The organism is Citrobacter sp. Cm046 (assembly GCF_030333065.1).
Taxonomy (GTDB): Bacteria; Pseudomonadota; Gammaproteobacteria; order Enterobacterales; family Enterobacteriaceae; genus Citrobacter; species Citrobacter murliniae.
Genome location: NZ_JAOWGP010000044.1, coordinates 245,645 through 265,802 on the forward strand (window position 1 = coordinate 245,645; position 20,158 = coordinate 265,802).

Annotated in this window: 17 protein-coding genes; 12 read left to right on the forward strand and 5 right to left on the reverse strand. The window is 52.3% G+C overall.

The window, feature by feature from the left end:
• The first annotated feature begins 28 nt into the window (after positions 1-28).
• Genes prfA through kdsA form a run of 5 tightly spaced genes read left to right on the forward strand, consistent with a single transcriptional unit; the run spans position 29 to position 4,036 of the window.
• Positions 29-1,111 carry a peptide chain release factor 1 gene (gene prfA / locus OGX98_RS19105; RefSeq protein WP_045443679.1) on the forward strand — a complete coding sequence of 361 codons (1,083 nt, stop codon included), beginning with the start codon at positions 29-31 and terminating at the stop codon, positions 1,109-1,111.
• Complete coding sequence (gene prmC, locus OGX98_RS19110; protein WP_045443676.1) at positions 1,111-1,944, forward strand: peptide chain release factor N(5)-glutamine methyltransferase; 834 nt, start codon at positions 1,111-1,113, stop codon at positions 1,942-1,944. Before prfA ends, prmC begins: the two co-directional genes overlap by 1 nt.
• Positions 1,941-2,333: an invasion regulator SirB2 gene (sirB2, locus tag OGX98_RS19115; protein WP_045443673.1), complete on the forward strand. Its 393-nt coding sequence runs from the start codon at positions 1,941-1,943 to the stop codon at positions 2,331-2,333. Before prmC ends, sirB2 begins: the two co-directional genes overlap by 4 nt.
• Positions 2,334-2,336: 3 nt before the next feature.
• Entirely contained in the window at positions 2,337-3,146 is an 810-nt protein-coding gene (sirB1, locus tag OGX98_RS19120; RefSeq protein WP_045443670.1) for an invasion regulator SirB1, read from the forward strand.
• 35 nt (positions 3,147-3,181) lie between these two features.
• Positions 3,182-4,036: a 3-deoxy-8-phosphooctulonate synthase gene (gene kdsA / locus OGX98_RS19125; protein WP_003020772.1), complete on the forward strand. Its 855-nt coding sequence runs from the start codon at positions 3,182-3,184 to the stop codon at positions 4,034-4,036.
• A 108-nt stretch (positions 4,037-4,144) separates the two neighbouring features.
• On the opposite strand, the gene chaA is transcribed toward kdsA, so the two are convergent.
• On the reverse strand, positions 4,145-5,245 hold the full coding sequence (chaA, locus tag OGX98_RS19130) for a sodium-potassium/proton antiporter ChaA (RefSeq protein ID WP_045443664.1): 1,101 nt from the start codon (positions 5,243-5,245) through the stop codon (positions 4,145-4,147).
• A gap of 401 nt (positions 5,246-5,646) precedes the next feature.
• On the opposite strand from chaA, the gene OGX98_RS19135 reads away from it, so the two are divergent.
• Positions 5,647-6,342 (forward strand): gamma-glutamylcyclotransferase, encoded by a 696-nt coding sequence (locus OGX98_RS19135; RefSeq protein WP_045443661.1) that lies wholly within the window; start codon positions 5,647-5,649, stop codon positions 6,340-6,342.
• Positions 6,343-6,403: 61 nt separating this feature from the next.
• Here OGX98_RS19135 and OGX98_RS19140 read toward each other — a convergent pair whose 3' ends face one another.
• Both OGX98_RS19140 and OGX98_RS19145 read right to left on the reverse strand, forming a co-directional pair.
• Positions 6,404-6,649: a DUF1883 domain-containing protein gene (locus OGX98_RS19140; RefSeq protein WP_286595784.1), complete on the reverse strand. Its 246-nt coding sequence runs from the start codon at positions 6,647-6,649 to the stop codon at positions 6,404-6,406.
• A gap of 263 nt (positions 6,650-6,912) precedes the next feature.
• On the reverse strand, positions 6,913-7,266 hold the full coding sequence (locus OGX98_RS19145; protein ID WP_045443655.1) for a DsrE/DsrF/TusD sulfur relay family protein: 354 nt from the start codon (positions 7,264-7,266) through the stop codon (positions 6,913-6,915).
• A gap of 223 nt (positions 7,267-7,489) precedes the next feature.
• Between OGX98_RS19145 and OGX98_RS19150 the strand changes: the two genes are divergently transcribed.
• Positions 7,490-8,875, forward strand: coding sequence for a YchO/YchP family invasin (locus OGX98_RS19150; protein ID WP_502873566.1), 1,386 nt, complete (start codon positions 7,490-7,492; stop codon positions 8,873-8,875).
• A 20-nt stretch (positions 8,876-8,895) separates the two neighbouring features.
• On the opposite strand, the gene narL is transcribed toward OGX98_RS19150, so the two are convergent.
• Both narL and narX read right to left on the reverse strand, forming a co-directional pair.
• On the reverse strand, positions 8,896-9,546 hold the full coding sequence (gene narL, locus OGX98_RS19155; protein WP_045443652.1) for a two-component system response regulator NarL: 651 nt from the start codon (positions 9,544-9,546) through the stop codon (positions 8,896-8,898).
• Entirely contained in the window at positions 9,539-11,335 is a 1,797-nt protein-coding gene (gene narX / locus OGX98_RS19160) for a nitrate/nitrite two-component system sensor histidine kinase NarX (RefSeq protein WP_045443650.1), read from the reverse strand. Before narX ends, narL begins: the two co-directional genes overlap by 8 nt.
• A gap of 340 nt (positions 11,336-11,675) precedes the next feature.
• On the opposite strand from narX, the gene OGX98_RS19165 reads away from it, so the two are divergent.
• From OGX98_RS19165 to narI, 5 genes are all read left to right on the forward strand, one after another.
• Entirely contained in the window at positions 11,676-13,067 is a 1,392-nt protein-coding gene (locus tag OGX98_RS19165) for a NarK family nitrate/nitrite MFS transporter (RefSeq protein ID WP_045443647.1), read from the forward strand.
• Positions 13,068-13,458: 391 nt separating this feature from the next.
• On the forward strand, positions 13,459-17,202 hold the full coding sequence (locus tag OGX98_RS19170) for a nitrate reductase subunit alpha (RefSeq protein ID WP_225760975.1): 3,744 nt from the start codon (positions 13,459-13,461) through the stop codon (positions 17,200-17,202).
• On the forward strand, positions 17,199-18,737 hold the full coding sequence (gene narH, locus OGX98_RS19175) for a nitrate reductase subunit beta (protein WP_045443641.1): 1,539 nt from the start codon (positions 17,199-17,201) through the stop codon (positions 18,735-18,737). Before OGX98_RS19170 ends, narH begins: the two co-directional genes overlap by 4 nt.
• Positions 18,734-19,444 (forward strand): nitrate reductase molybdenum cofactor assembly chaperone, encoded by a 711-nt coding sequence (gene narJ / locus OGX98_RS19180; protein WP_286595786.1) that lies wholly within the window; start codon positions 18,734-18,736, stop codon positions 19,442-19,444. The genes narH and narJ overlap by 4 nt, the downstream gene beginning before the upstream one ends.
• Positions 19,444-20,121 carry a respiratory nitrate reductase subunit gamma gene (gene narI, locus OGX98_RS19185; RefSeq protein WP_286595788.1) on the forward strand — a complete coding sequence of 226 codons (678 nt, stop codon included), beginning with the start codon at positions 19,444-19,446 and terminating at the stop codon, positions 20,119-20,121. Before narJ ends, narI begins: the two co-directional genes overlap by 1 nt.
• Positions 20,122-20,158 lie beyond the last annotated feature (37 nt).

Genomic DNA, 20,158 nt, shown 5'->3' on the forward strand with positions numbered 1-20,158 from the left:
TCATTTTTTACAGGGTGCATTTACGCCTATGAAGCCTTCTATCGTTGCCAAACTGGAAGCCCTGCATGAACGCCATGAAGAAGTTCAGGCGCTGCTCGGCGATGCGGGAACTATCGCAGACCAGGAACGCTTTCGTGCATTGTCGCGCGAATATGCCCAATTAAGCGATGTATCTCGCTGTTTTACGGACTGGCAACAGGTTCAGGATGATATCGAAACGGCACAGATGATGCTCGACGATCCTGAAATGCGTGAGATGGCGCAGGATGAACTGCGCGAAGCAAAAGAAAAATGTGAACAGCTGGAACAGCATCTGCAGGTTCTGCTGCTGCCAAAAGATCCGGATGATGAACGCAACGCGTTCCTGGAAGTTCGCGCGGGTACCGGCGGCGATGAGGCCGCACTGTTTGCCGGCGATCTGTTCCGTATGTACAGCCGTTACGCTGAATCACGCCGTTGGCGCGTCGAGATCATGAGCGCCAATGAAGGTGAACATGGCGGTTACAAAGAGATTATTGCCAAGGTGAGCGGCGACGGTGTGTATGGTCGTCTGAAGTTCGAGTCTGGTGGCCACCGTGTACAGCGCGTACCGGCCACTGAATCGCAGGGGCGTATTCATACCTCCGCCTGTACGGTAGCGGTGATGCCAGAACTGCCAGAGGCCGAACTGCCGGACATCAACCCGGCCGATTTGCGTATTGACACCTTCCGTTCATCGGGTGCGGGTGGTCAGCACGTTAACACCACCGACTCGGCAATCCGTATTACCCACTTGCCGACCGGTATTGTGGTGGAGTGCCAGGACGAACGTTCGCAGCATAAAAACAAAGCGAAAGCGATGTCGGTACTGGGGGCGCGTATTCGTGCAGCCGAAGTGGCAAGACGTCAGCAGGCAGAAGCTTCTGAGCGTCGTAACCTCTTGGGTAGCGGCGATCGCAGCGATCGTAACCGCACCTATAACTTCCCGCAGGGGCGCGTGACAGACCATCGCATCAATCTGACGCTTTACCGTCTGGACGAAGCGATGGAAGGTAAGCTGGACATGCTCATTGAGCCAATTGTCCAGGAATATCAAGCCGACCAACTGGCGGCATTGTCCGAGCAGGATTAATGGACTATCAGCACTGGCTGCGTGAGGCGATAAGCCAATTACAGGACAGCGAAAGCCCGCGCCGTGACGCCGAGATCATACTCGAGCATGTCACTGGCAAGGGGCGGACTTTTATTCTGGCATTTGGCGAAACGGAATTAACCGGGGCGCAGCGTGAACAGCTGGACTCTCTGGTGGCGCGCCGCCAGCGGGGAGAGCCTGTGGCGCACTTGACCGGTATTCGCGAGTTCTGGTCGCTGCCGCTGTTTGTTTCTCCGGCAACGCTAATACCGCGCCCGGATACCGAATGTCTGGTTGAACAGGCGTTGGCGCGTCTACCGGCCTCGCCGTGTCGTATTCTTGATTTGGGTACCGGCACGGGGGCAATTGCGCTGGCGTTGGCTACCGAGCGCCCGGATTGCGCGGTAACTGCAGTTGACCGCATGCCAGATGCTGTTGATCTGGCGACGCGTAACGCACAGCACCTGACCGTCAGTAATGTTCGCGTATTGCAAAGCAACTGGTTTAGCGCCCTGCAGGGGGAACAGTTTGACATGATTGTCAGCAATCCGCCGTATATCGATGAGCAGGACCCGCACCTGGCGCAAGGCGATGTGCGCTTTGAGCCGTTATCAGCACTGGTGGCGGGCGATCATGGTCTTGCAGATATTGTGCATATCATCGACCAGTCGCGCAGCGTATTAATTCCCGGTGGTTACCTGTTACTGGAACATGGCTGGCAGCAGGGGCAGGCAGTGCGCGATGCTTTTCTTCGCGCGGGTTACCAGGCTGTTGAAACCTGTCGCGACTACGGCGGCAACGAACGAATTACGTTCGGACACACCGCATTATGACTACATTCAGCGTGCTACTTAGCATTCATCTTATCAGCATCGCGCTTTCTGTCGGTCTGTTAACGTTACGTTTCTGGTGGCGTTATACCGACGGACGCCTTGCATCTGCGCGCTGGTCGCGTATTGTGCCACCGATCATTGATACCGTTTTATTACTTAGCGGCGTGGCGTTGATCGTTAAAACGCACATCCTGCCATTCACCGGGCAGGGGACATGGCTGACTGAAAAGCTGTTTGGGGTTATCATTTACATCGTTTTGGGTTTTATTGCGCTCGATTATCGTCGGGCGCGCAGCCAGCAGGCGCGATTAATCGCTTTTCCGCTGGCGCTGGTGGTGCTGTACATCATCATTAAACTCGCCACCACAAAAATACCGTTACTGGGGTAAGTCATGAGGTCGTTAGCTGATTTCGAATTTAATAAAGCGCCATTGTGCGAAGGAATGATCCTGGCATCGGAATCTATCCGCCTGGATTTCCCTACACAGTCTGTCTATGCCGAACTGGAACGTCTGGCAAGTCTGGCGCATGAAGAAATTAGCCAGCTCCTGTCTCAGGATGAGCAACTGGAAAAACTGCTGGCACTTTTTTACGGCGAATGGGGGTTTACGGATACCCGCGGCGTCTATCGTCTTTCTGATGCACTATGGCTCGACCAGGTTCTGAAAAATCGCCAGGGTAGCGCCGTGTCGCTTGGCGCAATCTTATTGTGGATTGCCAATCGGCTTGATCTCCCGCTGGTCCCGGTGATTTTCCCGACGCAGTTAATTCTGCGTATTGAATCGCTGGATGGCGAAATGTGGCTGATCAATCCGTTCAATGGCGAAACGTTAAATGAGCACACTCTGGAAGTGTGGCTGAAGGGGAATATCAGCCCGGTTGCTGAGTTATTTAACGAAGATCTGGATGAAGCGGATAATGCGGAAGTGATCCGCAAACTGCTCGATACGCTGAAATCTTCGCTAATGGAAGAGCGTCAAATGGAGCTGGCACTACGCGCCAGCGAAGCGTTATTGCAGTTTAATCCTGAAGACCCGTATGAAATACGCGATCGCGGATTGATTTACGCGCAACTGGAATGTGAACATGTTGCATTAAATGATTTAAGTTATTTCGTTGAGCAGTGTCCGGAAGACCCGATCAGCGAAATGATCCGTGCGCAGATCAATACTATTTCGCACAAACAAATTGTATTGCATTGATTAATGACACTTTACCTACCGTTTAAGGCGATCCTATGAAACAAAAAGTGGTTAGCATTGGCGACATCAACGTGGCAAATGACCTGCCGTTCGTGCTGTTTGGCGGAATGAACGTGCTGGAATCCCGCGATCTGGCGATGCGCATTTGTGAGCACTACGTAACCGTTACTCAAAAACTGGGTATCCCTTACGTGTTCAAAGCCTCCTTTGATAAAGCCAACCGTTCTTCCATCCACTCATACCGTGGACCAGGCCTTGAAGAAGGGATGAAAATCTTCCAGGAACTGAAGCAAACTTTTGGCGTAAAAGTGATCACCGACGTTCATGAAGCCAGCCAGGCACAGCCAGTTGCTGACGTTGTGGATGTAATTCAGCTTCCGGCATTCCTTGCTCGTCAGACCGATCTGGTGGAAGCCATGGCGAAGACCGGTGCCGTTATCAACGTGAAAAAACCGCAGTTCGTAAGCCCTGGTCAAATGGGTAACATCGTGGATAAATTCCATGAAGGCGGTAACGATAAAGTTATTCTGTGCGATCGTGGTGCCAATTTTGGTTACGACAACCTGGTTGTGGATATGCTGGGCTTTAGCGTGATGAAAAAAGTTTCCGGCAACTCTCCGGTTATTTTTGACGTCACTCACGCACTGCAGTGCCGCGATCCGTTTGGCGCTGCTTCCGGCGGTCGTCGTGCGCAGGTTACCGAACTGGCGCGCGCTGGTATGGCGGTAGGTCTGGCAGGTCTGTTTATTGAAGCACACCCGGATCCAGCGAATGCGAAATGTGATGGTCCGTCCGCGCTGCCGCTGGCGAAGCTGGAACAGTTCCTGACGCAGATTAAAGCGATTGATGATCTGGTGAAAAGTTTCGACGAACTGGATACTGAAAACTAAACTGCGGTTTTTGTCTGCCGGATAACACGCCTGAGCGTTTTATCCGGTCTGCAAAACCAGGCATGTAAGCCCGATATGCGTTAACGCTTATCGGGCTTTTTTACACGGTCAGGCAAATATCGTCATCAGATAGGCGATGAAAAGTGCCAGATGTGCCGCACCGTTTAGCACGTTAGTGCGCCCCGTTGAGAAGGAAATATGGCACAGCACCAACGAAGAAACCATCACTATCATCTCTGGCGCGCCTAAGCCAAATACCAGATCGTTCCCCGTCGCCCATGCAATTAGTGTCACCACCGGTACCGTCAGTGAGATGGTGGCTAATACTGAGCCGAAGAACAAATTCATCGCACGCTGTACTTGATTGCTGAGCACCGCTTTTAGTGCTCCCAGCCCTTCCGGGGAGAGGATCAACAGAGCAACCAGGAAACCGGTAAAGGCGACCGGTGCATTCAGCTCAGTTAACAGAGTCTCCAGAGGATTGGCATTCATTTTGGTCACGGCGATGACCGCAATTAAATGGATGATGAGCCAGGCAGCATGCCACATATTGCTGTGTGCTGATGGTTTACCGTGATGCGGATCGTCGTCGTCGCTTTCATCCTCATGCTCGTAAATAAACAAGCTCTGGTGTGTTTTGGTCTGAATCAGCAGAAATACGCCATACATTGCCGCAGAGATTAACGCTACCAGCAGCGCTTGCGCGGTAGTGAAGTTTGCTTCCGGCAATGCCATCGGGAAGACCAACACAATAATAGCCAGCGGGAACAAAGCAATTAAATACTGCTTAATTCCAAACAGGTTCATATACTGAGTGGCAAATTTTTGTCCACCCAGCAGTAATGAAAAACCGACCAGACCGCCGGTAACAATCATAATGATGGAGTAGAGCGTATCGCGCATTAGCGTCGGTGCGGCATCACCAGTTGCCATTAATGCGGAAATTAAACTAACTTCAAGAATAACTACCGAAAGGCTCAGGATTAACGAGCCATAAGGTTCGCCCAGACGGTGGGCTAATACGTCAGCATGACGGACAACGCTAAAAGCGCTGCTTAATATACCAACAAGGGCAAGAGCATTAATGCCGATGACCACTGGTAGTGACTGACTGCTCCCCCATAAGAACAGGACTACCAGCGCCAAAATCGGGAAGACGAGCGAGGTCTCCTTGTGGCGGGTTTTAACCGCCTCATGTGCATGTGTCATTTAATTAATTCTCCATCTCTGCAGGTATTTATAATTATAAATGTATTAAAGAATGTAAAAAATAACAGATCTCTCGGTATTTCCGATCTGTTTTTACGTAATTTTACGGCATGAGTCAGTTTTTGCCTCAAAGTGAGTAAAATCGTTTATCTTGTTGATAGAGTTTTTAAATAACAAAGTGTTAGCTTCCATTGAGCACAAAAATTGACAATGGTGATGATGCAAATACTCGGACAATCGGGGTCATCGGAACAGGATATAAAGTGCCGTTGAGCCTTTGTTGTCTTGCAAGCTGTCGGTGAATTGCCTATTGTCCTGGTATTGGTTTCAAAATGAGCAGTAAAAAAGCCCGGAAGGCGTCAAAAGTTGTCGCAGGGAAGTCGCAGTGGCGGAGGTGTAAGGTGTTAACGCGTGATTTTTTGTTGAATGCCGACTGTAAAACGGCATTTGGTACAATTGAAGAATCACTACTCTGGTCAGCGGAACAACGGGCAGCCTCACTGGCAGCCACGCTCTCTTGCCGACCTGATGATGGACCGGTGTGGATCTTTGGTTATGGATCGTTGATGTGGAACCCGGCTTTAGAGTTTGAAGAGTCCTGTACCGGGACGTTGGTTGGCTGGCATCGGGCTTTTTGTCTGCGTCTGACGGCGGGGCGAGGAACGGCGTGTCAGCCAGGACGTATGCTGGCTCTGAAGGAGGGCGGGCGCACGACCGGTGTCGCATATCGCTTACCGGATGCCACCCTGGAACAAGAGCTTTCCTTGCTGTGGAAGCGTGAAATGATTACTGGCTGTTATCTTCCAACCTGGTGTCAGCTGGCGCTGGATGATGGCAGGACGGTCAATGCGCTGGTCTTTATTATGGATCCGCGTCACCCACTGTTTGAGTCCGATACCCGAGCGCAGGTCATCGCGCCGCTTATCGCTGCCGCCAGTGGGCCATTAGGGACTAACGCACAGTATTTGTTCTCGCTGGAACAAGAGCTTTCCAGATTGGGAATGAAGGATGATTGTCTTAACGATCTGGTGATAACCGTCAAAAGATTGTTGGGTGAGGATCTGCCGGAAGGAGTTATGCGACCAGGATATGCGTAAGCGAGGCCCCGGTTACCTGTAAGATGCCCGATAAGCGTATGCGCTATCGGGCCTTTTACAATCAGGCTGCAATATAACTGATTGAGTGCTCCAGCGACTGGCTGTGACTGTCGATCAGCACATTCCAGACGCCTGTGTACGGTACGGTCAGCCACGCGTTATCACGATCCTGCACGCTTAAAATGTCAGTCTGCATGTCTTTGACGTGATTTTTCTCGCTCATCAGGTGGATGTAACAGCGCTCAGAGCAGCGCACAACCACCGTATCTCCACCAAATAACTTTAAACTTGCCTTCACTAATGCCATTTTTCACCCCGTTCTTGAAAACAACGTACTCTCTTTCGAAAGTGCTGCGTGATGTTGTTCACATTTCACTCATTGCATAACACCAAAGGGGGAGTAACAGGATGCTGATTTTGATCAAAAAATGGCATAACGATTAAACAAAAATGACAAAATCCCTCAGAAGCGTTGAAAGGGCGTGCTAACTTTCAGTGAAACCACGCCCATGTAAGATTAAATCGGGGAATAGCTGCTCCTGGTAGTGCGCTTGCCTGAAACTTAGCGAATCAGAAGGTCAGAACCTTATCTGCCGCCAGCGTCCACTGTGCCAGTTCTACCAGCGTACCGACTTCCACTCCGTCGATTAATGGCAACGCGGTGATCCCGCGTCCATCGGTACAGGTTTTGCAGAGTTTTACCGGCACATTTTGCGCGGTCAGAATCTCCAGCATTTGCTGAATATTGTAGCCTTCCGCAGGTTTTTGCCCTCGTAACCCAGCTGTCACTGCGTCCGACATCAAAAACAGACGTAGCTCCAGGCTACTCTCCTGTTCACGCAGCGCAATGGCCAGACGCAGACTATTGAATAACGATTCGCTTCCATAGGCCGCACCGTTCGCGATGATCACAATCTTTTGCATTTTGACTCCGGTTGTCAGGGGACAGGATTACTCATCAGCATCTATGTTACTCCGTGTTGTTTGTATGGAAAAGGAAGCATGAGTGAAGGGGCGGGTCACAAGTACTTTTCGTCCAGGGATAATCCTGAAAAGAGAGAGCAGGGCTGCAAATATTGCGTGAAAACGCTATGGTTTAGGATATGTATGCCGCTGTAATTTATTGATGTAAGAAACAACTGACGTTTTGAGCCGTATAGTCTGTAGTCCGCTGTATCTCCTCCTACTCTTGCCGCCGGCAGGCGGTATTGCCAGCGCACACCCTTCCTTTCTTCAGAAAGCTGAAAACCCTTTCGACAATAATAATGATGGTCTGCCTGACCTTGGCATGGCACCGGAGTCCAGGGCAGGAGAAAAGCATTTTGCTGAAATGGTTAAAGCGTTTGGCGAAGCCAGTATGACCGACAACGGGCTTGATACGGGCGAGCAGGCGAAGCAGTTCGCGTTTGGCCAGGTGCGTGACACGGTGAGTGAACAGGTTAATCAGCAGCTTGAATCATGGCTTTCTCCCTGGGGAAGAGCCAGCGTTGGGCTCCAGATTGATAATGAGGGCAGTTTTAGCGGCAGTCGTGGTAACTGGTTTATACCCTGGCAGGATAATCAGCGTTACCTTACCTGGAGCCAGTTGGGGCTGACTCAACAGGATGAGGGATTAGTCAGTAATGTGGGTATCGGACAACGCTGGGTGCGGGACGGTTGGTTGCTGGGCTACAACACCTTTTACGATAACCTGTTGGATGAAAATCTGTCCCGGGGCGGATTGGGGGCAGAAGCGTGGGGAGAGTATCTGCGCTTATCCGCGAATTACTATCAACCGTTCTCTGCCTGGCAGGAGCGTTCAGCGACGCAAGAGCAGCGGATGGCGCGTGGGTATGACCTTACCGCGCTGATGCGGGTGCCATTTTATGAGCACCTCAATACCAGTGTCAGCGTTGAACAATATTTCGGCGATCGGGTGGATCTGTTTCATTCCGGAGCCGGATACCACAACCCTGTAGCGGTCAAACTGGGGCTAAGCTATACGCCGGTCCCACTGATAACATTGACCGCACAGCACAAGCAGGGGGAAAGTGGAGTGAGTCAAAATAACCTTGGATTAAACCTCAATTATCGTTTTGGCGTCCCGCTGAAAAAACAGCTGATGGTCAGTGAAGTGGCGAGCAGCCAGTCACTGCGTGGCAGTCGTTATGACTTTCCGCAACGTGATAATCTGCCAACGATGGAATATCGCCAACGCAAATCTCTTTCCATCTTTTTGGCAACGCCGCCCTGGGATCTCAAACCGGGTGAAACGGTGGTACTGAAGCTTGAGGTCCGTAGTCTGCATGGTATTCGCCATCTGGCGTGGCAGGGGGATACGCAGGCACTGAGCTTAACGGCCGGGACAAATACCCGCAGTGCGGAAGGCTGGACGATTATTATGCCGAAGTGGGACGGTAGCGAAGGGGCAACAAACCGCTGGCGGTTGTCAGTGGTAGTGGAAGACGGGCAGGGCCAGCGTGTCTCTTCCAATGAGATCACGCTATCGCTGGCCGAACCGTTCATCACCGTGTCGGAAAATGATCCTCGTTAAAATACTTCAGGAACTCATTATCAGAATATACGTTCCTGATGCACCCACACCGCTGCTTCAACGCGTGATTTGAGTTTCATCTTCTTCAGCATATGCTTAACATGCACTTTTACCGTGCTTTCGGTGATGTCCAGACGACGGGCAATCATCTTGTTTGGTAGGCCCTGGGCGATCAGCTTCAGAATGTCGCGCTCGCGTGGCGTCAACTGGGTAACGTCCCGGTCGGAAGTCGCACGGTTCGCCCGCAGACTGGCAGCCAGAACAGGTGTCAGGGCTTCGCTTAGTACCATTTCACCTGCTGCTGCCTGCTGCAACGCTTTCAGCAGATCTTCCGGTTCCATGTCTTTTAGCAGATAGCCATCTGCGCCGCGTTTCAGTGCGGTAACAACGTCTTCTTCATGGTTAGATACGCTGAAAACCACGATGCGGCCGGAAAGTGATTTTTCTCGCAACTTATCGAGTGTTTCCAGACCGTTCATTCCGGGCATGTTCAGATCCAGCAGAATCAGATCCGGATCAAGGGATTCAGCCAGCTCGATACCCTGCTCGCCATTACTGGCTTCACCGACCACGGTAATATCGGGCGCCATGCTGACAAGCTGTTTTACACCGGTTCGTAGCATCGGATGATCGTCGATCAACAGGATGGTTGCCGGTTCCTGATTACTCATGGGTATCTCCTTGGACATCTGTGAAGTTTGTTTCGGGAATAAAAGTGACAGTAACTTCAGTACCGCCTGTCTCGCGACGGCGAACGCGGCAATCGCCGCGCAAGCTCTGCGCACGGTCACGCATTATTATCATGCCGTAGTGGTTACTGCGTTCGGCGTTTTCCGGTACGCCGCAGCCGTTATCTTGTACAGTCAGCTTGACCTGCTTGCCATTTTGCACCACCGTCACGATAACGTCATCGGCCTGGGAGTGTTTAAGGGCATTACTCAGGGCTTCGCGGGCAATTTGCAGCAAGTGGATCGCCTGATGGGAAGGCACCAGACGTGGCGGCAATTGATAATCCAGCTTCACCGTAAAGCCAAAGCGGGCGCTGTATTCCTGACAGCTGGCTTCCAGCGCAGGCCGCAATCCAGGTTCCGTTAGCTGCAAACGGAAGGTGGTTAACAGTTCACGCAACTGCGCCCACGAGGCGTTCAGTTCGTTACGTATTTGACTCAACAGCTCGCGGCTGTTTTCTGGTAGCGCGTCACCCTGCATCTGCAAGCAACTGACCTGCATTTTCATACAAGAGAGAGATTGTGCAATAGAATCATGCAGTTCGCGAGCAATGGTGGCACGCTCCTCCATAACAATCAACTGCTGCTGGCGCTCCTGGTGCCTGTCCAGCGCCAGCGTAGCGGTCAGTTGTTCAACCAGCGTGTCCACCAGTTGCTGTTGGTCGTGGCTGAGATGGCGTCCGTATGGCAAGGTGGCGAGCAGAATACCGTACTGGGTATGTGCATCGGTTAGCCGCCATTTCAGCGTAATTCCCCCGTCAATTGCGGGTTGAATGCCGCGTGGACACAGGTGACACCCTTTTTCATCACAGCTGACAGTAGACTGACAGGTAAACTCCTGATGGTTATCTTCATCCTCCAGATCGTAAACCCGCAGTTCAATATCATGCAGTAATGTTAAATTTTGCAGGCCGTTGAGTACCGGGGAAAGGCGTTCACAAAGTGGTATCTGGGAGTGCAGACGACGATTAGCTTGCCACAGGAAAGAGAGGATCTGATTTTTATGTTCCAGACCTGCTGTTTTCTCCTGGACCCGCTGTTCCAGTACCGCGTAACTTTCGGCCAGTTCCTCTGACATATTATTCAGTGCCGATCCCAGTGCGGCCATTTCATTACGGCCACTGATATGTGCGCGTTGGGTGAAGTCGCGCTGACTGACTGCACGAGCCATCGCCAGTAGTTGTTTCCACGGCTGCAACAGGCGCACGCGTAGCCAGATAATGGTGAAGACCAGCAGCAATGCCATAAATATCGCCATCAGGCGATGCAGCATGACCACGCGTTCAATACGCAGTTCGGTGGTGTGGTCGAAGGCCGTGACCAGTTGATCCAACCCTGTCACGAAACGTGAAACGTCCCCGGCCACCGCTGCGCCATTTTGTGCATGCGCGAGCCCTGGCGCCAGTTCGGTGTGCCAGTAATTCTGCAATGCTTTCAACTGTTCCTGTTGCCCGTCACGGAGCGCGGCGCGAGTCAGTTCCGGGCTAAACGCGGTTTTTTCCATCTCTTCCAGCAGCGGTTGGTCGTCGGCATCCAGTGGCACCGCTGCCAGCAGGCGATAGCTTTGCATTCGCAGTGAACCCGCTTTGTTGATCGCATGGGCGCTGCCCTGAACCCCCTGAACCAGCCAGCCGGAGACAGCCATACCCGCCACGCCAATAGCAGTGGACAGTAAAACAATAAGCGCCACCTGGTTGACCAGCGTAAGCGGTGAGAGACAACGTTTAAACATGGTGACTTCTTCCTTCGGGTTTTCATTGAGCAGAAAACCTTATTGAATGACGATTCTGCTGCAGGCAGTGGCGTTATTCTCAGCTATACACTGGAGTATACCCATACCTCAAACGGGCTACCCCTTAATTGCCACTGGTGGGAGCGATTCCTGACAGAGGGGAGTAGCGTGCGACAGAAGCGTGAAAAACCACATCTTTTTTACCGATGTTAGCTACTCATTTGGGGTAATGATAAATTTTAAGCATCAATAATGACACCTTTTCCTTTGATTTATATCAACTTACCACCGGCTGTAAACCCTAATGTGGCAGGCATCGAAACAAGTATCAGAGGTGTCTATGAGTCACTCATCTGCCCCGGAAAGGGCATCTGGAGCTGTAATTACAGAATGGCGGCCGGAAGATCCCGTCTTCTGGCAACAGCGTGGTCAACGAGTTGCCAGCCGTAACCTGTGGATTTCCGTCCCTTGTCTGCTGCTGGCGTTTTGTGTGTGGATGTTATTCAGCGCTGTTGCGGTGAATCTGCCGAAGGTCGGTTTCGACTTCACAACTGAACAGCTGTTTATGCTGACGGCGTTACCATCGGTTTCCGGCGCACTGTTGCGCGTACCGTACTCCTTTATGGTTCCACTATTTGGTGGACGCCGCTGGACGGCATTCAGCACCGGTATCCTGATCATCCCTTGCGTATGGTTAGGTTTTGCCGTGCAGGATACCACCACGCCTTTTAGTACCTTTATTGTGATCTCCTTGTTGTGCGGTTTTGCGGGTGCAAACTTTGCTTCCAGCATGGCAAACATCAGTTTCTTCTTTCCAAAACAGAAACAGGGTGGTGCGCTGGGTCTGAATGGCGGTTTGGGCAATATGGGCGTCAGCGTGATGCAACTGGTTGCGCCGCTGGTGGTTTCGTTGTCCATTTTCGCCGTATTTGGCAGTCATGGCGTGGAACAACCGGATGGCACGCAATTGTATCTGGCAAACGCTGCATGGGTTTGGGTACCGTTCCTGGCGGTGTTCACACTGGCGGCATGGTTCGGTATGAACGAACTGGCAACCTCGAAAGCGTCGCTGAAAGAGCAACTTCCGGTGCTGAAACGTGGGCATCTGTGGATTATGAGCCTGCTGTATCTGGCGACCTTTGGCTCCTTCATCGGCTTCTCTGCCGGTTTCGCGATGCTGTCAAAAACTCAGTTTCCGGATGTGCAGATCCTGCATTACGCCTTCTTTGGTCCGCTGATTGGTGCCCTGGCTCGTTCTGCGGGCGGTGCAATCTCTGACCGACTGGGCGGGACGCGCGTTACGCTGGTGAACTTTGTACTGATGGCAGTTTTCAGCGCCTTGCTGTTCCTGACCTTGCCTGTAAACGGTGAGGGTGGCAACTTTATGGCCTTCTTCGTCGTGTTCCTGGCGTTGTTCCTGACAGCCGGTCTGGGCAGTGGCTCTACCTTCCAGATGATCTCTGTCATCTTCCGTAAGCTGACGATGGACAGGGTTAAAGCGGAAGGTGGTTCTGAAGAGAAAGCGATGCGTGAAGCGGCAACTGATACAGCGGCAGCGTTGGGCTTTATCTCAGCCATTGGCGCAATTGGCGGCTTTTTTATTCCAAAAGCATTTGGTACTTCTCTGGCGTTAACCGGTTCGCCTGTGGGGGCGATGAAAGTCTTTCTAATCTTCTATGTCGCCTGCGTGGTAATCACCTGGGTGGTATACGGACGGCATTCTAAAAAGTAAAAAAGTAACAATTGATTATCCATTGCGCGGTGTTAGACCGCGCTTTTTTTTGTCTGGTTTTAGTTACAACATACTAATGAATTATTTCAAGGTGACCGCCTGAGATAGTGTGCATGCAATATGCCAGGCAGGGGGCATACCCCTTAATACCCGCTTGTAAAGAAATTAACATTTGTATGATGAGTGTTATTAATAATATTATTTAATATCAATAAGTTAGATTCAATAAAAATATCCCACTTAGGGGGTATATGAAAATTAACCTTCATTTTTCATCCCTGTCTGCCTTGATCGTTATCAATTCCTACGTGCTTTCAGAGCGTTAACTTCGCAGGCAATCAAGCAATGTCGATTTATCAGAGAGCCGTCAGGCTCCTACAGGAGACAACCGATGAGTAAATTCCTGGACCGGTTTCGCTACTTCAAACAGAAGGGCGAAACCTTTGCCGATGGGCACGGCCAGCTTCTCGATACTAACAGGGACTGGGAGGATGGATACCGCCAGCGTTGGCAGCATGACAAAGTCGTGCGCTCAACCCATGGGGTAAACTGCACCGGTTCATGCAGCTGGAAAATCTACGTGAAGAATGGTCTGGTGACCTGGGAAACTCAGCAAACTGACTACCCGCGTACCCGTCCTGATCTGCCGAACCACGAACCACGCGGCTGCCCGCGCGGTGCGAGCTATTCCTGGTATCTCTACAGCGCTAACCGTCTCAAATATCCGCTGATGCGCAAACGTCTGATGAAGATGTGGCGTGAAGCGAAAAGACTGCACAGCGATCCGGTAGACGCATGGGCATCCATCATTGAAGACGCCGATAAAGCAAAAAGCTTCAAACAAGCGCGTGGTCGTGGTGGGTTTGTCCGTTCTTCCTGGCAGGAAGTGAATGAGCTGATTGCGGCTTCCAACGTTTACACGGTCAAAACCTACGGTCCTGACCGTGTCGCTGGTTTCTCTCCGATCCCGGCAATGTCGATGGTTTCTTACGCTTCCGGCGCACGCTATCTGTCCCTGATTGGCGGTACCTGCCTGAGCTTCTACGACTGGTACTGCGACCTGCCGCCTGCGTCTCCACAGACCTGGGGTGAACAGACCGACGTACCTGAATCTGCTGACTGGTACAACTCCAGCTATATCATCGCCTGGGGTTCTAACGTTCCGCAGACCCGTACTCCGGACGCCCACTTCTTCACGGAAGTTCGTTACAAAGGCACCAAAACCGTTGCGATTACGCCGGACTATGCAGAAATCGCCAAGCTGTGCGACTTGTGGCTGGCGCCGAAGCAGGGTACCGATGCCGCGATGGCACTGGCGATGGGCCACGTTATGTTGCGTGAGTTCCACCTCGATAATCCGAGCCAGTATTTTACCGACTACGTGCGTCGTTATACCGACATGCCGATGCTGGTAATGCTTGAAGAGCGTGACGGCTACTATGCTGCGGGCCGTATGCTGCGTGCTGCGGATCTTGTTGATTCTCTGGGTCAGGAAAACAACCCGGAATGGAAAACTGTCGCGATTAATACCAACGGCGATATGGTCGCGCCAAACGGCTCAATCGGTTTCCGTTGGGGCGAAAAAGGCAAATGGAATCTTGAGCAGCGTGACGGCACGTCTGGTGAAGAAACCGAACTGCAGCTCAGCCTGCTGGGTAGTCAGGATGATATCGCTGAAGTTGGTTTCCCGTACTTCGGCGGTGAAGGTACAGAACACTTCAATAAAGTCGAACTGGAAAATGTTCTGCTGCATAAACTGCCGGTGAAACGCCTGCATCTGGCAGATGGTTCTACTGCACTGGTGACTACCGTTTACGATCTGACCATGGCTAACTACGGTCTGGAACGCGGTCTGAACGATGAAAACTGCGCGACCAGTTACGATGACATCAAAGCGTATACCCCAGCGTGGGCAGAAAAAATCACCGGTGTTTCCCGCTCACAGATCGTCCGTATCGCGCGTGAATTTGCCGATAACGCGGATAAAACGCACGGTCGTTCGATGATTATCGTCGGTGCGGGTCTGAACCACTGGTATCACCTTGATATGAACTATCGTGGTCTGATCAATATGCTGGTGTTCTGCGGCTGTGTCGGCCAGAGCGGTGGCGGTTGGGCACACTACGTCGGCCAGGAAAAACTGCGTCCGCAGACTGGCTGGCAGCCACTGGCGTTTGGTCTGGACTGGCAACGTCCGGCGCGCCATATGAACAGCACCTCGTACTTCTATAACCACTCCAGCCAATGGCGCTACGAGTCGGTTACGGCGCAAGAACTGCTGTCACCGCTGGCGGATAAATCCCGTTACACCGGCCATCTGCTTGATTTCAACGTTCGCGCAGAACGTATGGGGTGGTTGCCGTCTGCACCGCAGTTAGGCACTAACCCACTGCGTATCGCCGATGAAGCGGAAAAAGCCGGAATGACACCGGTAGACTACACCGTCAAAGCGTTGAAAGAGGGCACTATTCGCTTTGCGGCCGAGCAGCCGGAAAACGGTAAAAACCATCCACGTAACCTGTTTATCTGGCGTTCAAACCTGCTGGGCTCATCCGGTAAAGGCCATGAATATATGCTGAAGTACCTGCTGGGTACCGAGCACGGTATTCAGGGGCTTGATCTGGGCAAACAGGGCGGTGTGAAGCCGGAAGAAGTGGAATGGCAGGATAACGGTCTCGACGGCAAACTGGATCTGGTGGTGACGCTGGACTTCCGTCTGTCAAGCACCTGCCTCTATTCCGACATCGTGCTGCCAACCGCGACCTGGTACGAAAAAGACGACATGAATACCTCGGATATGCATCCGTTTATTCATCCGTTGTCTGCCGCCGTTGACCCGGCATGGGAATCGAAAAGCGACTGGGAAATCTATAAAGCCATCGCGAAGAAATTCTCTGAAGTTTGTGTTGGCCATCTCGGTAAAGAAACTGATGTGGTTACACTGCCTATCCAGCACGATTCTGCCGCCGAACTGGCGCAGCCGCTGGATGTAAAAGACTGGAAGAAAGGCGAATGTGATCTGATACCAGGCGTAACTGCACCGCACATCATGACCGTTGAGCGTGATTATCCGGCCACCTACGAGCGTTTCACCTCTATTGGCCCGCTGATGGATAAAGTCGGTAACGGTGGTAAAGGGATTGCCTGGAACACCCAGAGTGAAATGGATCTGCTGCGTAAGCTCAATTACACCAAGGCAGAAGGTCCGGCTAAAGGCCAGCCTATGCTGAATACGGCGATTGATGCGGCAGAGATGATTCTGACACTGGCCCCGGAAACTAACGGCCAGGTAGCCGTCAAAGCATGGGCGGCGCTGAGCGAGTTTACCGGTCGGGACCATACGCACCTGGCGCTCAATAAAGAAGACGAGAAAATCCGCTTCCGTGATATTCAGGCGCAGCCGCGCAAAATTATCTCCAGCCCGACATGGTCTGGCCTGGAAGATGAACACGTTTCTTACAATGCCGGTTATACCAACGTTCACGAGCTGATCCCATGGCGTACGCTGACGGGTCGCCAGCAACTGTATCAGGATCATCAGTGGATGCGCGACTTCGGCGAAAGCCTGCTGGTCTATCGTCCGCCAATCGATACCCGTTCGGTGAAAGAGGTGATGGGTGAGAAATCCAATGGCAACCCGGAAAAAGCGCTCAACTTCCTGACGCCACACCAGAAGTGGGGTATCCACTCCACCTACAGTGACAACCTGCTGATGCTGACTTTAGGCCGCGGTGGTCCGGTTGTATGGATGAGTGAAGAGGATGCCAAAGAGATTGGTATTGAAGACAACGACTGGATTGAAGTCTTCAACAGCAATGGTGCGCTGACCGCTCGTGCTGTAGTAAGCCAGCGTGTTCCTGCCGGGATGACCATGATGTACCACGCACAGGAACGTATCGTTAACCTGCCTGGCTCTGAAATTACCGGTCAACGTGGTGGTATCCATAACTCGGTGACCCGCATTACGCCGAAACCGACCCATATGATTGGCGGTTATGCGCACCTGGCATACGGCTTTAACTACTACGGTACCGTAGGTTCAAACCGTGATGAGTTCGTGGTTGTACGTAAGATGAAGAACATTAACTGGTTGGATGGCGAAGGCAATGACCAGGTACAGGAGAGCGTAAAATGAAAATTCGTTCACAAGTCGGCATGGTGCTGAATCTCGATAAGTGCATCGGCTGTCATACCTGCTCAGTCACCTGTAAAAACGTCTGGACCAGCCGTGAAGGGACCGAGTATGCGTGGTTCAACAATGTTGAAACCAAGCCGGGTACCGGTTTCCCAACTGACTGGGAAAACCAGGAGAAAATGAAAGGCGGTTGGGTTCGTAAGATCAACGGCAAACTGCAGCCGCGTATGGGTAACCGCGCGATGCTTCTGGGTAAAATCTTTGCCAACCCGCACCTGCCGGGCCTGGATGATTACTACGAACCGTTTGATTTCGACTACCAGACGCTGCATAACACGCCAGCTGACAGCAAGGCGCAGCCGATTGCTCGTCCTCGTTCGCTGATCACCGGCAAGCGTATGGATAAAATCACCAAGGGTCCGAACTGGGAAGATGATCTGGGTGGTGAGTTTGAGAAGCTGTCGAAAGACAAAAACTTCGAGAACATGCAGAAGGCGATGTACGGTCAGTTCGAGAACACCTTCATGATGTATCTGCCGCGTCTGTGTGAGCATTGCCTTAACCCGGCGTGCGTGGCGACCTGCCCAAGCGGCGCCATCTACAAGCGTGAAGAAGATGGTATCGTACTGATTGACCAGGATAAGTGCCGTGGCTGGCGTATGTGCATCACAGGTTGTCCGTACAAAAAAATCTACTTCAACTGGAAGAGCGGCAAATCCGAGAAATGCATTTTCTGCTACCCGCGTATCGAAGCTGGTCAGCCGACCATTTGTTCCGAAACCTGCGTAGGTCGTATTCGCTACCTCGGCGTGCTGTTGTATGACGCGGACGCGATTGAAAGCGCGGCAAGCACGGAAAACGAGAAAGACCTGTACCAGCGTCAACTGGATGTATTCCTCGATCCGAACGATCCGGCGATCATTGAACAGGCGCTGAAAGATGGCATCCCACTGAGCGTGATTGACGCGGCACAGCAGTCTCCGGTGTACAAAATGGCGATGGACTGGAAACTGGCACTGCCGCTACATCCGGAGTATCGCACATTGCCAATGGTCTGGTATGTGCCGCCATTGTCACCGATTCAGTCAGCGGCTGACGCGGGCGAACTGGGCAGCAATGGCATTCTGCCGGATGTAGACAGCCTGCGTATTCCGGTTCAGTACCTGGCAAACCTGCTGACTGCCGGCGATACCCAGCCGGTGCTGTTGGCACTGAAACGTATGCTGGCGATGCGTCACTACAAACGTGCGGAAACGGTTGACGGTAAAGTCGACACCCGTGCGCTGGAAGAGGTCGGACTGACTGAAGCTCAGGCACAGGAGATGTATCGTTACCTGGCGATTGCTAACTACGAAGATCGTTTCGTCGTGCCGAGCAGCCATCGTGAACTGGCGCGCGAAGCGTTCCCGGAGAAAGGGGGTTGCGGCTTTAGCTTTGGTGATGGTTGTCATGGTTCTGACACAAAATTCAATCTGTTCAACAGCCGCCGCATCGATGCTGTCGATGTGACCAGTAAAACGGAGCCGCACCAATGATTGAACTCGTCATTGTTTCGCGCCTGCTCGAATACCCGGATGCTGCCCTGTGGCAGCATCAGCAGGAACTTTTCGATGCACTCGCATCATCTGAGAACCTGGACAAAGAGGATGCTCAGACCCTGGGCGTCTTCCTGCGTGATTTAACCGCGCAGGATATGCTGGATGTGCAGGCAAGCTACAGCGAGCTGTTCGACCGTGGTCGTGCAACCTCTCTGCTGTTGTTTGAACATGTTCATGGAGAATCCCGCGATCGCGGCCAGGCGATGGTAGACCTGATGGCTCAGTACGAGCAACACGGTTTGCAGCTCGACAGCCGCGAGCTGCCAGATCATCTTCCGTTATATCTGGAATATCTGGCTCAGTTGCCGAAGGAAGACGCGTTGGGCGGCTTGCAGGATATCGCACCGATTCTGGCGCTGCTCAGTGCGCGTCTGCAACAGCGCGAGAGCCGCTACGCCGTGCTGTTCGATCTGTTGTTGAAACTGGCTAACGCTGCTATCGACAGCAACAAAGTGGCTGAAAAAATTGCGGATGAAGTTCGTGACGACACTCCGCAGGCGCTGGATGCGGTCTGGGAAGAAGAGCAGGTGAAATTCTTTGCCGACCAGGGGTGCGGCGAATCTGAAATCTCCGCTCACCAGCGTCGTTTTGCCGGGGCCGTTGCGCCGCAGTACCTGAATATCACCACCGGAGGACAGCAATAATGCACTTCCTGAATACGTTCTTCTTTGACATCTATCCGTACATCGCGGGTTCTGTCTTCCTGATTGGTAGTTGGCTGCGTTATGACTACGGTCAGTACACCTGGCGCGCGGCTTCCAGCCAGATGCTGGATCGTAAAGGAATGAACCTGGCGTCAAACCTGTTCCACATCGGGATCCTGGGTATTTTCGCTGGTCACTTCCTTGGTATGCTGACGCCGCACTGGATGTACGAAGCGTGGCTGCCTTTGGAAGTAAAACAAAAGATGGCAATGTTTGCTGGCGGTGCATCCGGTGTGATGTGCCTGGTGGGGGGCGTATTACTGCTTGAACGCCGTCTGTTCAGCCCACGCGTACGCGCAACCACTACTGGCGCGGATATTCTGGTGCTATCTGTCCTGGTTATCCAGTGTGCGTTGGGTCTGCTGACTATCCCATTCTCTGCCCAGCATATGGACGGCAGCGAGATGATGAAGCTGGTGAACTGGGCACAGTCCGTGGTGACTTTCCACGGCGGCGCTTCTCAATATCTGGACGGTGTGGCGTTCATCTTCCGTATGCACCTGGTGCTCGGTATGACGTTGTTCCTGTTGTTCCCGTTCTCGCGTCTGGTGCATATCTGGAGTGTTCCTGTCGAGTATCTGACGCGTAAATACCAGATTGTGCGCGCACGTCACTAATCCGTTATTTCCGTAAGACAAAACCCTGCTTCGGCGG

Coding starts and splice junctions, on each gene's coding strand:
- prfA (WP_045443679.1), top strand. CDS start 29: ATGAAGCCTTCTATCGTTGCCAAACTGGAAGCCCTGCATGAACGCCAT.
- prmC (WP_045443676.1), top strand. CDS start 1,111: ATGGACTATCAGCACTGGCTGCGTGAGGCGATAAGCCAATTACAGGAC.
- sirB2 (WP_045443673.1), top strand. CDS start 1,941: ATGACTACATTCAGCGTGCTACTTAGCATTCATCTTATCAGCATCGCG.
- sirB1 (WP_045443670.1), top strand. CDS start 2,337: ATGAGGTCGTTAGCTGATTTCGAATTTAATAAAGCGCCATTGTGCGAA.
- kdsA (WP_003020772.1), top strand. CDS start 3,182: ATGAAACAAAAAGTGGTTAGCATTGGCGACATCAACGTGGCAAATGAC.
- chaA (WP_045443664.1), bottom strand. CDS start 5,245: ATGACACATGCACATGAGGCGGTTAAAACCCGCCACAAGGAGACCTCG.
- OGX98_RS19140 (WP_286595784.1), bottom strand. CDS start 6,649: ATGGCATTAGTGAAGGCAAGTTTAAAGTTATTTGGTGGAGATACGGTG.
- OGX98_RS19145 (WP_045443655.1), bottom strand. CDS start 7,266: ATGCAAAAGATTGTGATCATCGCGAACGGTGCGGCCTATGGAAGCGAA.
- narL (WP_045443652.1), bottom strand. CDS start 9,546: ATGAGTAATCAGGAACCGGCAACCATCCTGTTGATCGACGATCATCCG.
- narX (WP_045443650.1), bottom strand. CDS start 11,335: ATGTTTAAACGTTGTCTCTCACCGCTTACGCTGGTCAACCAGGTGGCG.
- OGX98_RS19165 (WP_045443647.1), top strand. CDS start 11,676: ATGAGTCACTCATCTGCCCCGGAAAGGGCATCTGGAGCTGTAATTACA.
- OGX98_RS19170 (WP_225760975.1), top strand. CDS start 13,459: ATGAGTAAATTCCTGGACCGGTTTCGCTACTTCAAACAGAAGGGCGAA.
- narH (WP_045443641.1), top strand. CDS start 17,199: ATGAAAATTCGTTCACAAGTCGGCATGGTGCTGAATCTCGATAAGTGC.
- narJ (WP_286595786.1), top strand. CDS start 18,734: ATGATTGAACTCGTCATTGTTTCGCGCCTGCTCGAATACCCGGATGCT.
- narI (WP_286595788.1), top strand. CDS start 19,444: ATGCACTTCCTGAATACGTTCTTCTTTGACATCTATCCGTACATCGCG.